Genomic DNA, 14,315 nt, shown 5'->3' with positions numbered 1-14,315 from the left:
GACCGATCCGACCGATCCGAAAAGCCCCCCGCTTCTGCTATTGCGGCAGTTATCTTCCACAGACGAATTTAGCAGCTGCCTTTCAGATATTTTGCAGATATCTTGCAAGTATCTTGCAAGTATCTTGCAGGCATCTTATAGACCGATATCCCCTTTGGAAGGGGCGACGTTCCTTTCCCGGAACGCACCCACTTCCGTTTTATAACCGGAGATTTCCCGTTCGGGAGGTCTCCTTTTTGACGGGATGAAAGTGTGAAAAATGGTATTGTCTGTTGAGATTGGTCATGCTATAATGACGGAGCTTAGGTATTATACAACTGAACAGGCGATATGCGCGTGTGACTGATACGATCAGGCATGAGCAAGAAAGAGAATGAATGGAAACGCTCCGAGTTGGGTTATATTAACCCTTATCCGGCAGCTATTTCCGGCATTCCTTGATTGCTTATGCCTTTTTTGCTGTTTCGGCCTTGCCTGTGGGGTTGAATAATCCATAGACACTATGACCAGATAAAGGAAGTGAAGCACATGTTAAAAGGCGTTTTCGGCGCGCTCCAGCAAGTAGGTAAGGCGCTCATGCTTCCGGTTTCCATTCTTCCTGCCGCGGGCCTTCTGCTGGCGTTCGGTTCGGCCATGCAAAACCCGGATACGATTGAGCTTATGCCTTTCCTCAGCGGAAACGGGTTTCAGGTTGCGGCTCACCTCATGTCGAGCGCAGGCGACATTATTTTCGCGAACCTGGCATTGCTTTTCGCAATCGGGGTAGCGATCGGTCTGGCGGGCGGAGACGGCGTTGCCGGTATCGCAGCCACGATCGGTTACTTGATTATGAACGTGACTATGGGCGTTCTGGCGGGTGTAACCCCTTTCTCGCTGACGCTGAAAGATCCTTCTTACGCGAGCGTGCTGGGTATACCGACCCTGCAAACGGGCGTTTTCGGCGGGATTATCATGGGTGTCATAGCGGCGCTCCTTTACAAGAGGTATCATAAAATCGAACTTCCGTCGTACCTCGGCTTTTTTGCGGGCAAGCGGTTCGTTCCGATCATTACCTCCCTTGCCGCGCTGCTGACCGGGCTTATCCTGATCTTTATCTGGCCTCCGGTACAGCAAGGACTGAGCACATTCTCCCGTTCCGTGCTCGATGCGAATCCGGTTCTGGCTTCCTTCTTGTTCGGGGTCGGTGTCCGCTCTCTCATTCCGTTCGGTCTGCATCACATCTGGAATGCGCCGTTCTGGTACGAGTTCGGTGAATATATTGATAAATCGGGCGTTCTGGTGCGCGGAGATATGAAAATTTTCTTCGCTCAGTTGAAAGACGGAGTACCGCTTACGGCCGGTACGTTTATGAGCGGTAACTTCCCGTTCATGATGTTCGGTCTGCCGGCCGCGTGTCTGGCCATTTACCATACGGCACGTCCCGAGAACAAAAAGCTGGTTGCCGGTATTATGGGCTCCGCGGCTTTGACGGCTTTCCTTACGGGGATTACGGAGCCGATCGAGTTCTCCTTCTTGTTCGTGGCACCTGTTCTCTACGTTTTCCATGCCCTGCTCGCAGGTCTGTCCTTCGCGATTATGACTCTGCTCGATGTTAAGCTCGGCTTTACGTTCTCCGGCGGCTCGATCGACTTCCTGCTGCTCGGTGTCCTGCCGAACCGTACGCCATGGTGGCTCGCGATTCTGGTCGGCCTTGTTTTCGCGGTCATCTACTATGTGGTGTTCCGCTTCGCGATTACCAAGTTCAATCTGAGAACGCCTGGACGCGAAGAAGTGCAAACGGAAGCCGATACGGACGATGCTCCCGTCAGCGGCGCAAGCAATGCCGCCGGTACGGGCGACCTGCCGAGCAGCATTCTCGCGGCACTGGGCGGCGCGCCGAACATTTCGAACCTTGACGCTTGTATCACGCGGCTGCGTGTTCAGGTGAAAGACAAGGGCGTCGTGGATAAAGAGCGTCTCAAAAAACTGGGCGCTTCGGGCGTTCTTGAAGTCGGCAACAATGTACAAGCTATTTTCGGTACCCGTTCCGATTCCTTGAAAAATCAGATTCAAGACGTTATGGCGGGGCGCATTCCTTCCACGGCGAGCGTGCCGGTTGTGGAATCTCCCGATACGGGCGGCAGCGAGCTGATGAAAGAAGAAGCGATCGTAGCTCCGGCTGACGGCGAACTGATGGATATCACGCTCGTTCCGGACGAAGTCTTTTCCCAGAAAATGACGGGCGACGGGTTTGCTATCCTGCCGAAAAACGGGACGATCGTATCTCCGGTGAACGGCAAAATTTTCAACGTATTTCCGAGTAAGCATGCCATCGGCATCCAGTCCGACGCGGGTAAAGAACTGCTGGTTCATATCGGCGTCAACACGGTAAAACTGAAAGGACAAGGCTTTGAAGTGCTCGTTTCCGAAGGGGATATCGTGGAAGCCGGCCAGCCGATCATGAAAGTCGACCTGGATTATGTGAAAGAGCATGCTCCTTCCATCATCTCACCGGTTATTTTTACGAACCTGCCGGAAGGCACTGAAATTCGTTTGAATAAACAGGGCGACGTTAAATCGGGCGACAAAAACATTATTACGATTAAGTAAAGAGGTGCGGGGGAGGAAGGGCCGTGTTTTTCTAACCCCCTCTTTTTCGGTTAAGATAGAGGAAGCAACTAAATTATTGAGTGGAGATGACCAATTATGCAAAAAACATTTAAAGTGACCAGTGATACAGGAATTCACGCACGTCCGGCTACAGCACTTGTCAACACATCCAATAAATTTAAAGCGGACGTATTCGCCGAGAGCAAAGGCAAGAAAGTGACGATGAAATCGATTCTGGGCGTGCTTTCCCTTGGGCTGGAAGAAAACGATGTAATTACTTTCTCCGCAGAAGGTGAAGATGCGGCGGAAGCGATCGCGGCTTTGGAAGCAATTATGACTAAAGAAGGGCTGGGCGAGCTTCATGGCTAATATACGTGGCATTGCCGCTTCGGCGGGAATTGCCATCGCCCGGGCGTTCCGTCTGGAACACCCCGACTTGACCGTCGTCCGCAAAACCGTGGAGGATACGGAAGCCGAGGTTGCCAAATTCGAGCAGGCTCTGGAGAAATCCAGCGCCGAGCTCGAGGCTATCAAGGAACAGACGCTCCGGGAGATGGGAGAAGAGAAAGCGGAGATATTCGAATCTCACCTGCTTGTGCTCGGTGATCCCGAGCTGGTCGATCCGGTGAAAACGAAAATCCGCGACGAGAAGGTTAACGCGGAATTTGCGATGAACGAAGTTGCGATGACGTTTGTCGAAATGTTCGAGAACATGAACAGCGACTATCTTAAGGAACGTGCGGCGGATATGCGCGATGTGACGAAGCGGGTGCTCGCTCATCTGCTCGGCGTCAAATTCGTGAGCCCGTCTTCAATCTCGGAGGAGACGGTTGTCGTGGCGGAGGATTTGACTCCGTCCGATACGGCCCAGCTTAACCGCACGTACGTGAAAGGCTTTACGACCAACATCGGCGGGCGCACGTCCCATTCCGCGATCATGGCGCGCTCGCTTGAAATCCCGGCCGTCGTCGGGACGAAGAACGTGCTGGATCTTGTCAAGGACGGAGACCTGCTGATTGTGGACGGATTGGACGGCGACGTTCTGATCAATCCGGAGCCCGCGGTGGTCGAAGAATACCGCGCGAAGCAGCAGCGCTACGCGGAGCAGCGTGCCGAATGGGCCAAGCTGCGCAACGAGCCGACGGTGACTCCGGACGGTCACCATGTCGAACTTGCGGCGAACATCGGCACACCTGCCGACGTGGCAGGCGTGCTGGAGAACGGCGGCGAGGCTGTCGGCCTGTACCGGACCGAATTCCTGTACATGGGGCGCGATCAGCTGCCGACCGAGGAGGAGCAGTACAAGGCCTACAAGGCGGTCCTCGAGAAAATGGAGGGCAAGCCGGTCGTGGTCCGTACGCTCGACATCGGCGGCGACAAGGAGCTGCCTTACCTGCAGCTTCCGAAGGAGATGAACCCGTTCCTCGGCTTCCGGGCGATCCGCCTGTGTCTGGAGCGCGAGGATATCTTCCGCACCCAGCTGCGCGCCCTGCTGCGTGCCAGCGTGCACGGCTCGCTTCGGATCATGTTCCCGATGATCGCTACGCTGGACGAGTTCCGTCAGGCAAAGGCGCTTCTTCTCGAAGAGAAGGCGAAACTTGCGGCGGAAGGAACGCCGGCATCCGACGAGATTCAGCTCGGTATCATGGTGGAAATCCCGTCGACGGCTGTTATGGCCGACCAGTTTGCCAAAGAAGTGGACTTCTTCAGTATCGGTACTAATGACCTCATTCAATATACGATGGCGGCCGACCGGATGAACGAGCGCGTCTCTTATCTGTATCAGCCCTACAATCCGGCCATTCTGCGCCTGGTTAAGATGGTGATCGACGCGGCACACCGCGAAGGCAAATGGGCCGGTATGTGCGGCGAGATGGCGGGAGATACGACCGCGATTCCGCTGCTGCTCGGACTCGGTCTCGACGAGTTCAGCATGAGCGCCACTTCCATTCTGCCTGCGCGCAGCCAGATTGTGAAGCTCTCCCTGTCGGAGATGCGGCAGCTCGCCGCCCGCGCGATCGAGCTGTCGACGGCGGAAGAAGTCGTGGCGCTCGTAAACGGGCACCAGCCGAGAGCGTAAAACATAGATTGGCAGTTGGATAACTTATAAAAACGCCTGCTTTTGAACTATCTCCGTAAGGATAGGTTGAAAGTCAACGGCAAGAACACCCCTGACAAGTCGAAAGGCATAGGCCTGAGGCGGACGAGGGGTGTTCTTTTTTTGGCCGAAAAGGAATTCCGCTTTACGAAGCGAATCCGGTGTTAGACAAAACTTTTATCGTGAAAGGGGCATTTCTGCCATGAATACAACTGAGATTATGGAATACGCTTTATCCAAACCGGGGGCTGCCGCGGACCGTCCCTTCGACAATGAGACCGATGTGCTCCGCGTAGGAGGCAAAATGTTCGCTCTGCTGCCTTCGGGAGCGGCTCCGGGTGAGGGAAGTGTAACGCTAAAATGTCCGCCGGAGGAAGCGGAGCTGCTGCGTATGCAGTACCCGGAGGCCGTAAAGCCCGGTTATCACATGAACAAACGCCACTGGAATACCGTCCGGCTGGACGGAAGCCTGGACCCACAGGAAATCATGGATATGGTGGACGTTTCCTATATGCTGGTCCGCGGCAGTTTAAGCAAAAAAATGCAGCAGCACATCCTGCAGCACGGTGGTTCGGACTGGAATGAAAGCTGAAACCGCGGGAAAACTAAGCGAAGCTTGAACTGGCTTGACGGCTGATAGAAGCCGCTTGTGGCGAGAGTTTGCAGCCGGAGGCAGATTCAAAGAGAGGCGTCCTGTGCCGTGTTTTCCTTCTAAGGAGGGGCTTCGATTAGACTCCCGCAAGGCTTGTCAAGAATGCCGATCGCCGTTTTTGACCGTATTTCGGTAAATTCAGTGATCCTAGGCGAATAATATGGTATAATACATGTATTCGATGTTTGTTTGCCGGTGGCTGTTATGGAGTCTGTTGCAAACAGGCTCCTTTTTCGGATTAAGGCAGACTTTAGATACATACAAATAAAAGGGGTGTCGGCCATTGAGTGTAGAAAAATCGACTTTTCAAGGCGAAAAACCAGGTAAACGTACGGCTACTGCGGCAAAGCTTCTGCAACGAATCGTATTTATTTCGTTAGGTGCAGCTTTATTTTCGATCGGTTTGGAAGTGTTCCTCGTTCCCAACAATATTATCGACGGTGGTATTACCGGTATTTCGATTATGCTGTCCCACTTCTTCCATCTCCCTCTCGGTATTTTCTTAACCCTTTTGAATCTTCCTTTTCTGTTTCTGGGTTACAAACAAATCGGTAAAACTTTCGCCATTTCGACGTTGTTCGGTGTTATCGCAATGTCAGTCGGCACTTCCCTTCTTCATCCGGTACCGGCTGTCACAATCGATCCGCTGCTGGCGGCGGTTTTCGGCGGGGTCATTCTCGGCGTCGGGATCGGACTCGTTATCCGTTCGGGCGGTTCCCTTGACGGTACGGAGATCGTAGCTATTCTGATCAATAAAAAATCACCGTTTTCCGTCGGTGAAATCGTTTTGTTCATCAACCTGTTCATTCTCGGCAGCGCCGGGTTCGTGTTCGGTTGGGATCATGCGATGTATTCCCTGATTGCGTATTACATTGCGATGAAAATGATTGATGTGACGATCGAAGGTCTCGATCAGTCGAAATCCGTATGGATCATCAGTGAAAAATATAAAGAAATCGGCGATGCGCTGACTCAGCGTCTGGGCCGTGGCGTGACTTACCTTCATGGGGAAGGCGCTTATACCGGCGATGATAAGAAGGTGATTTTCACCGTCATCACGCGTCTGGAAGAAGCGAAGCTGAAATCAATCGTCGAAGAATGGGACGAAAACGCGTTTATTGCCGTCGGCAACATTCACGATGTGAAGGGCGGACAATTCAAGAAGAAGGATATCCACTGATCCTTGCCAAAAGCTTCTCCCTGCAAACGCGGGAATATGAAAAAACCAGCGGCCGTAAAGGCCTGCTGGTTTTTTTTGTGCCACCGTGGTGTGCCACCGCAAACACCTAGCAGCAGCGGGAGATTTTCCCGTCCTTGGCGTCGTAGCGGTTGTCCTGGGCTTGCCGGAAAAACTCCGCCCGGCTCAGGACAGGCTGGTCTTTGTGGGCGCTTTTCATATGAGCCACATAGGTCTCGTAGTGGGGGACGCCCACCATCAGATGGATAAACTGGTTGCGGTAGCTCCAGATGAGTTTCAGGCGCTTAAACATATTTCGTCGCCTCGGATCTGCCCTGCCCGCTGCGCGGGATATACGGGGCTTCGTATAGATCCAGCGGTTTGTTCGAAATCGCCTTCAGCCAGACGCGGATGGCCGAGATAAACACGATCAGCACCACGATCATGAAAAATCCGCACAAGGCCGCATCGATGTAATCGTTCATCACGATCTGCTTCATCTGTGCGGCCGTTTTGGCCGGGGCCACGATTTTGCCGCTGTCCAGCGCGCTCTGGAACTGCTTGGCGTGAGAAAGAAAGCCGATGTTCGCTTTCTCGTGGAACAGCTTCTGCCAGCCGGCGGACATGGTCACGATAAGCAGCCACGTTGTGGGCAGAAGCGTGACCCAGGCGTACGCCTTTTTGCCCATTTTAAACAAAATGGTCGTCCCCAGCACAAGCGCGATGCCGGCCAGCATCTGGTTGGCGATGCCGAAGAGCGCCCACAAGGAGTTGATGCCCCCCAGAGGGTCCACAACGCCTTGGTAGAGGAAATACCCCCAGCCCGCCACGCAGAGGGCCGTAGCGATCAGATTGCCGACCGTGGACCGGGTATCCCCCAGTGACTTGCTGGCATAACCCAGCAGATCCTGGATGAGGAAACGGCCCACGCGGGTACCGGCGTCGATCGTCGTCAAGATGAACAACGCTTCGAACAGGATGGCGAAGTGGTACCAGAACGCCATCATCGTTTTGCCGCCGATCACGCCGGACAAGATTTGCGCCATGCCGATGGCGAAGGTCGGCGCGCCGCCCGTCCGCGAGAGGATGGTACTCTCGCCGATATCCTTGGACAGCGTAGTCAGCTGCTCGGGCGTGATGGTGAAGCCCCAGTTCGTGATGGTTGCCGCCGCGGTCGCCACATCGGTACCCCCCAGGGCCGCCGCCGACGAGTTAATCGCGAAGTAGGTGCCGGGCGTGATGATGCAGGCGGCGATCAGCGCCATGATGGCGACGAACGATTCGACCAGCATCGCGCCGTAGCCGATCGGACGCGCGTGGGATTCGCGCTCCAGCATTTTGGGCGTCGTCCCGGAGGAGATCAGCGCATGGAAGCCCGATACGGAGCCGCAGGCGATAGTGATGAACAGGAACGGGAACAAGTTCCCGGCGAAGACGGGACCGGTTCCGTCGATGAACCGGGTCGTGGCCGGCATGGACAGATCCGGCAGAACGAAAATAATGCCGAGCGCGAGGCCGATGATCGTTCCTACTTTGAGGAACGTGCTGAGATAGTCGCGGGGCGCCAGAAGCAGCCAGACCGGCATGACTGAAGCGAAAAAGCCGTAGGCGATCATCATCAGTGCGATGGTTTCCCCGCTGAAGGAGAAAAGCGGGGCCAGAGCGGCGCTCTCGGCGACGAATTTGCCCCCGATGAGGGACAGAATCAGCAGAACGACGCCGATAAGGGAAGCTTCCCCGACTCGGCCGGGCCGTATGTAGCGCATATACACGCCCATGAGGAGGGCGATCGGAATGGTGGCGGCAATCGTGAACATGCCCCACGGGCTGCCGATCAGCGCTTTGACGACGACGAGCCCGAGCACGGCGAGAAGAATGATCATAATGCCCAGAATGCCGAGCATGGCGATCGTACCGGTTACTTTGCCGATCTCGTCCTTGATCATATCGCCCAGCGATTTGCCGTTTCTGCGTGTTGAAGCGAAAAGAATGACGAAATCCTGGACGGCGCCTCCCAGAATAACGCCGAGAATAATCCACAGCGTACCGGGCAAATAGCCCATCTGGGCGGCAAGTACGGGGCCTACGAGAGGGCCCGCACCGGCAATGGCCGCGAAATGGTGCCCGAACAGCACCCATTTGTTCGTCGGCACATAGTCCTTGCCGTCGTTGTTCAGCTCTGCGGGTGTTTTCCGGTTGTCGTCGAGTACGAAGACTTTGCGGGCGAGAAAACGGCTGTAGAACCGGTAGGCGACCGCATAGCAGCTCACGGCTGTGATGACGAGCCAGGCGGCATTGATCGTTTCCCCGCGATTAAGTGCGACAAGCCCGAAAGCGAACGCGCCGACAATGGAAATCACCCCCCAGAGCAAGATTGATTTCCATCCGATTTTCATAAATATGCCTCCTTACTGGTTAATATGGGAACGTTTACAAGTAGTATAGCAGGTTTTTCCGGTGTGGGAAGAGGCTGGATGTCCAAACCAATTTCAAAACACGAGATTTTCGACGTATTAACAAGCTAGCGAGTAAAAAGCAGAAATGTAAGCGCATTAGGGGATTTCTTTGGCTTAAATCGGTTTAAAACCAATCTCCCCATATCTTTACAAAGCACGTGCGGAGGTGTAACATTCATTCCATCAATTGAAAAAAAACAGTTTCTTGCTTTCGCTGAATTTCCCCAATCGGGGAAGCGGGGGAACCATCGCAGCATTGATCCGGTGTGAGAGCCGGAGCCGTGTCTGCAGGGGTGAATCCTGAAGCGCCGGAATCCATGGACCCGGTAATCAGGTAGGGCGACTCTCACCGCCCGAATCCGACAGCTAACCTCGTAAGCGCATGAGTTCGGGAGGGGTTGAAGAAGCTTGTGATCGGCATCGACCACAGGGACTTCGTTTCGCTGTGGTTTTGTTATGTTCAAAAACATCCGAAAATGAAAAATGTGCCAAACAAATGAACATGCGTTTTTATCGCTGAGTTTCCGTGTAAAGCGGAAAACGGGGGAACCAAACGAGGACTTGCAGGCCTGACGGCCCGGTCCTCATGGGGTGAATCCAGAAGCGGCTTCCGTGCCGTTATGGTAGGGCGACTCTCACGCCCGAATCCGACAGCTAACCTCGTAAGCGTACCGAGAGAGGCGACTGCTATCGCGCTTCGGCTATAGTCTTTTTAGGCTGTGACCGTCAAGAAGCCGCGTGAAGAGTTCCTCTTCCGCAGGCTTCTTTTTTTGCTGCCCAAAACATGAAAGAGGGATAAAAAGTGGACGAGAGAAAGATCCAAACCTATACGTTGGTTTCCGCACCGAATGTCACCGGCGAGAACTTTATTAAACTGCTGAATATTTACCGCAGGCCCTTCGTGGTGCTTGTGAACAACCCCGCAGAAGGACAGCGGATGAAGAAGCTGGGAGTCCGGCACATCGTGGAAGTGGATACCGTGCACCACGAAGCCTGGGAAGTCCCCGGACTTCCGATCGGTGACGTCTATCTTTTCGAAGACAGCCTGCCGCTCTGCTGCCGGTATCTTCAGATGGTCCGCAGCTGGACAACCGGAACGATTTTCGTGGTCAAAACGAATGCCTCGCCGCGGTTGATTTATAAAGCGCTCGGCGCCGACCATGTGGTGCATACGAATACCCGTCAGGTCTCTTTCCTGCTTGGAGCAGCACCGGGCCAAGTGCCCGAGGAAGTTTTGCGATAACGATTCAATTCACGGTCCGAACGATAATGAATGAACCTATAAAATGAACCTATAGATAGGAAAGAAAGGAGCCGACACACATGACGGACCTTTATATGGTTCTGCTGTTGGCAGTCATTTATCTCATCTTTTACGGTTTTCTGACTTGGTGCGACCATGTTGTGGAAGGCTCGGAAGGCGGCCGTACATGATGATTATCGCGCTTTTTACGGCAGGGCTTTTCCTGTATCTGATATACGCGCTCATACATCCCGAAAAATTTTAGGGCGCCTTCGGGCAGCCGGTGAACTGTTAGCGCGGAGTTGCTTGAGGAGGATAGGAATCCATGGAGATTATGCAAATAGTAATCGTAATCGCGGCGCTTTGCCTGCTGGTGAAACCGCTTGGAACTTATATGTATCATGTTTTTTCGAATGAAAAAAACCGGACGGACAAATGGTTCGGCTGGCTGGAAAGACCCATCTACAAGCTTGCGGGCATCCGCAGCGAGAACGGCATGACGTGGAAGAAGTATGCGGGCAGTCTTGTACTGACCAACATTGTGCTTGTGGCGGTCGGGTATTTGATCCTGCGTCTGCAGCGTGCTCTTCCTTTGAACCCGAACGGGATCGACAATATGGAGGCGACGCTGTCGTTCAATACGATTATCAGCTTTATGACGAACACCAACCTGCAGCACTACAGCGGGGAAACGGGCCTGTCCTATTTCTCGCAGATGGCGGTCATCATGATGATGATGTTCACGTCCGCCGTAACGGGAATCGTGGTCGCGATTGCGTTTATCCGCGGACTGACGTCCAAAGGCAGCACCATCGGCAACTTTTTTGCGGATTTCGTAAAAGGACACACGCGCCTGCTGCTGCCGCTGGCTATTGTGGTCACGCTGGTGCTTGTCGGCCTGAAGGTGCCGCAAACGCTGGATCCGACCGTGGCCGCGAAGACGCTTGAAGGCGGGGAGCAGCAAATCGCCATCGGTCCGGTGGCGTCGCTTGTGTCCATCAAGCATCTGGGCACGAACGGCGGCGGTTTCTTCGGGGTGAACTCTTCCCATCCGTTTGAAAATCCGTCTCCGTTGACTAACGTGATCGAAATGCTGTCGATGTGGTGCATCCCGGCCTCATTGACCTATACCTTCGGGCGGTTTGCGAAGAACCGGAAGCAGGGATGGGTCATTTTCAGAGCGATGATGACCTTGTTCCTGGTATTTCTATCGGTCGCTTTCTTCTCCGAAAAGGCCGGTAACCCTGCCTTGAACGCCCTTGGCGCGGATTCGTCCATCGGCAGTATGGAAGGCAAAGAGGTGCGGTTCGGCATTGCCCAGTCCGCGCTGTTCACCACGGTAACGACGGCGGCGACGACGGGAACCGTCAACAATATGCACGACACGCTCACCCCGCTGGGCGGAATGGTTCCGCTCGCCCAAATGATGCTGAACTGCGTATTCGGCGGCGACGGAGTCGGGTTGGTCAATATGCTCATGTACGCGATTTTGGCGGTCTTTCTGTCGGGCCTCATGGTCGGCCGGACGCCGGAGTTTCTGGGACGCAAAATCGAGTCCCGCGAGATGAAACTGATCGCCGTCGCGATTCTGGCGCATCCGCTTATCATCCTGGCTCCGACAGCGATAGCCTTCATGACGGAGCTTGGCAAAGGAGCCGTTACCAACCCGGGATTCCACGGAATCTCCCAGGTGCTGTACGAGTTCACGTCGTCGGCGGCCAATAACGGCTCCGGCTTCGAGGGGCTGGCAGACAATACGCCGTTCTGGAACATTTCCACGGGAATTGTGATGCTGCTTGGCCGTTATGTGTCGATCATCGCCCTGCTGGGTGTGGCCGGCTCGCTGGGCCGCAAGCAGTGGGTTCCGGAAACAATCGGAACGTTCCGCACGGACAATGCCTTGTTTACCGGAATCGTGGTAGGTACGGTCGTCATCATTGGGGCGCTCACCTTCCTACCGGTAATCGCGCTCGGTCCGGTGGCCGAATATTTGACATTGCGTTAATAACGATGGGGTGAAAACGGATGAGCTCAACTGCTTCTCAAACGAAACGTAAATCGATGCTGAGCGGGGATATCGTCAAACAGGCGATCGTGCAAAGCTTTCTTAAATTAAATCCGGTTACGATGATGAAAAATCCCGTTATGTTCGTGGTAGAAATCGGAACCTTTATTGTCCTTCTGATGACGGTACTGCCGGGCTACTTCGGAACGCAGGACCGGATCGGTTTTAACCTGACCGTGTTTCTGATCTTGCTTTTCACGGTGCTGTTCGCCAACTTTGCCGAGGCACTGGCGGAAGGCAGGGGGAAAGCCCAGGCGGATTCGCTTAAAAAGTCCAAGCAGGAAATTCAGGCCAACAAAGTGGTCGGCAGCGGCATTAAAGTCGTTCCGTCCACGGAACTCCGCAAGGGCGATATCGTTACCGTCGCCCAAGGAGAGATGATCCCCGGCGACGGGGAAGTGATAGAAGGGCTGGCTTCCGTCGATGAATCGGCGATCACGGGGGAATCCGCGCCGGTCATTAAAGAAGCGGGCGGCGATTTCAGCTCCGTTACGGGCGGGACGCGAGTCGTGAGCGACGCGATCCGGGTACGGATTACGAGCGATCCCGGCGAATCTTTCATCGACCGGATGATTTCCCTCGTCGAGGGAGCGTCCCGCCAGAAGACGCCGAACGAAATCGCGCTGAACACGCTGCTGATCACGCTGACGCTTATTTTTCTGATCGTGGTCGTTACGCTGAAGCCCATCGCGGGGTTCGTGAATGTCGAGCTGGATACGGCCGTACTGATCGCCCTGCTCGTCTGCCTCATTCCGACGACGATCGGCGCTCTGCTGTCCGCGATCGGGATCGCGGGGATGGACCGGGTCACCCAGTTCAACGTCCTGGCGATGTCGGGGAAAGCGGTCGAAGCGGCCGGAGACATAAATACGATCATTCTGGACAAAACGGGAACCATCACGTTCGGAAACCGGATGGCCAGCGAATTTATCCCGGTAGGCGGCGCCTCCACGGGTGAAGCGGCTACCTGGGCGGCCGTCAGCTCGGTCAAAGACGAAACGCCGGAAGGACGCTCCGTGCTGGAGCTGATGAAGAAACAGAACCTGGTTTACGAGGCTTCTCTCGCGGAAGGCGGAGAGTTCATCGACTTCAAAGCGGAAACCCGGATGAGCGGCATCGATCTGAAAGACGGCAGAAAAGTACGCAAAGGCGCCGTGGACGCCGTCGTCCGTTGGGTACAGGAGCAGGGCGGAACGGTTCCCGCCGATCTTAAGGCCAACGGAGACGCGATCGCGACGGAAGGCGGGACTCCGCTTGCCGTAGCCGTGGACGGAAAAATATACGGCCTGATTTACTTGAAAGATACCGTGAAGCCCGGCATGAAGGAACGGTTCGATACCTTGCGTCAAATGGGGATCAAAACGATCATGTGTACCGGCGATAACCCGCTTACGGCCGCTACCATCGCCAAAGAAGCCGGTGTGGACGGCTTTATCGCCGAAAGCAAGCCGGAGGATAAGATCGCCGTGATCCGCAAAGAGCAGGCGGAGGGCAAGCTGGTCGCGATGACCGGCGACGGCACGAACGATGCCCCGGCTCTGGCCCAGGCTGACGTGGGTCTCGCGATGAACAGCGGCACCATCGCCGCCAAGGAAGCGGCCAACATGGTCGATCTGGACTCCGATCCGTCCAAGATCATCGAAGTGGTCGGCATCGGCAAGCAGCTGCTGATGACACGCGGGGCGCTCACCACCTTCTCGATCGCCAACGATATCGCCAAATATTTCGCGATCATACCGGCGATGTTCATGCTGGCGATCCCGCAGATGGAAGCCCTCAATATCATGAAGCTGGGGTCGCCCCTGTCGGCGGTGCTGTCCGCTCTTATCTTCAACGCGGTTATCATTCCGCTGCTCATTCCACTTGCGATGAAGGGTGTCAAATACCGTCCGATGAGCTCGACAAAGCTGCTCAGCCGCAACCTTTTTGTTTACGGACTGGGCGGGGTCGTCGTTCCTTTTATCGGAATCAAGATCATTGACCTTGTCGTCCATGTCTGGATCTAGGAGCCTGTTCCGTGAAAACGGAAGCACAT

At 54.8% G+C, this 14,315-nt stretch carries 11 protein-coding genes and 2 riboswitches; of the genes, 9 read left to right on the top strand and 2 right to left on the bottom strand.

Translation table 11 applies throughout. The features are described from left to right. Positions 1-528 precede the first annotated feature (528 nt). The 5 genes from ptsG to PCH01S_RS24615 all read left to right on the top strand — a co-directional run bounded on the left by ptsG (position 529) and on the right by PCH01S_RS24615 (position 6,519). Positions 529-2,589 (top strand): glucose-specific PTS transporter subunit IIBC, encoded by a 2,061-nt coding sequence (gene ptsG / locus PCH01S_RS24635; RefSeq protein WP_042234151.1) that lies wholly within the window; start codon positions 529-531, stop codon positions 2,587-2,589. 96 nt (positions 2,590-2,685) lie between these two features. Beyond that, positions 2,686-2,958 carry a phosphocarrier protein HPr gene (locus PCH01S_RS24630; protein WP_009674656.1) on the top strand — a complete coding sequence of 91 codons (273 nt, stop codon included), beginning with the start codon at positions 2,686-2,688 and terminating at the stop codon, positions 2,956-2,958. Then, complete coding sequence (ptsP, locus tag PCH01S_RS24625; protein WP_042234149.1) at positions 2,951-4,669, top strand: phosphoenolpyruvate--protein phosphotransferase; 1,719 nt, start codon at positions 2,951-2,953, stop codon at positions 4,667-4,669. The genes PCH01S_RS24630 and ptsP overlap by 8 nt, the downstream gene beginning before the upstream one ends. Positions 4,670-4,889: 220 nt before the next feature. Continuing rightward, positions 4,890-5,279: an MmcQ/YjbR family DNA-binding protein gene (locus PCH01S_RS24620; RefSeq protein ID WP_042234147.1), complete on the top strand. Its 390-nt coding sequence runs from the start codon at positions 4,890-4,892 to the stop codon at positions 5,277-5,279. A gap of 412 nt (positions 5,280-5,691) precedes the next feature. Then, positions 5,692-6,519 carry a YitT family protein gene (locus tag PCH01S_RS24615; RefSeq protein WP_231392149.1) on the top strand — a complete coding sequence of 276 codons (828 nt, stop codon included), beginning with the start codon at positions 5,692-5,694 and terminating at the stop codon, positions 6,517-6,519. 106 nt (positions 6,520-6,625) lie between these two features. Here the strand turns inward: PCH01S_RS24615 and PCH01S_RS24610 are convergent, their stop codons facing one another. Both PCH01S_RS24610 and PCH01S_RS24605 read right to left on the bottom strand, forming a co-directional pair. Next, entirely contained in the window at positions 6,626-6,829 is a 204-nt protein-coding gene (locus PCH01S_RS24610; protein WP_042234145.1) for a YbdD/YjiX family protein, read from the bottom strand. Then, entirely contained in the window at positions 6,822-8,912 is a 2,091-nt protein-coding gene (locus tag PCH01S_RS24605) for a carbon starvation CstA family protein (protein WP_042234143.1), read from the bottom strand. The genes PCH01S_RS24610 and PCH01S_RS24605 overlap by 8 nt, the downstream gene beginning before the upstream one ends. Positions 8,913-9,174: 262 nt before the next feature. Further along, positions 9,175-9,368: riboswitch (cyclic di-AMP (ydaO/yuaA leader) on the top strand. 108 nt (positions 9,369-9,476) lie between these two features. Then, positions 9,477-9,657, top strand: a riboswitch (cyclic di-AMP (ydaO/yuaA leader). Between the two features lie 117 nt (positions 9,658-9,774). Here PCH01S_RS24605 and PCH01S_RS24600 point away from each other — a divergent pair. From PCH01S_RS24600 to kdpB, 4 genes are all read left to right on the top strand, one after another. Next, positions 9,775-10,215: a hypothetical protein gene (locus PCH01S_RS24600; protein WP_042234141.1), complete on the top strand. Its 441-nt coding sequence runs from the start codon at positions 9,775-9,777 to the stop codon at positions 10,213-10,215. Between the two features lie 187 nt (positions 10,216-10,402). Beyond that, positions 10,403-10,480 (top strand): K(+)-transporting ATPase subunit F, encoded by a 78-nt coding sequence (gene kdpF, locus PCH01S_RS31775; protein ID WP_103997486.1) that lies wholly within the window; start codon positions 10,403-10,405, stop codon positions 10,478-10,480. A 60-nt stretch (positions 10,481-10,540) separates the two neighbouring features. Next, positions 10,541-12,220, top strand: a complete 1,680-nt coding sequence (gene kdpA, locus PCH01S_RS24595; RefSeq protein ID WP_042234139.1) for a potassium-transporting ATPase subunit KdpA — start codon at positions 10,541-10,543, stop codon at positions 12,218-12,220. A 20-nt stretch (positions 12,221-12,240) separates the two neighbouring features. Beyond that, complete coding sequence (gene kdpB / locus PCH01S_RS24590; protein WP_042234136.1) at positions 12,241-14,286, top strand: potassium-transporting ATPase subunit KdpB; 2,046 nt, start codon at positions 12,241-12,243, stop codon at positions 14,284-14,286. Positions 14,287-14,315: the final 29 nt, after the last annotated feature.

Origin of the sequence: Paenibacillus chitinolyticus NBRC 15660, from assembly GCF_000739915.1 — a bacterium.
GTDB classification, from domain to species: Bacteria; Bacillota; Bacilli; order Paenibacillales; family NBRC-103111; genus Paenibacillus_F; species Paenibacillus_F chitinolyticus.
The sequence above is the reverse complement of the archived record's forward strand: the minus strand, read 5'-3'. Positions and strand labels throughout refer to the sequence as shown.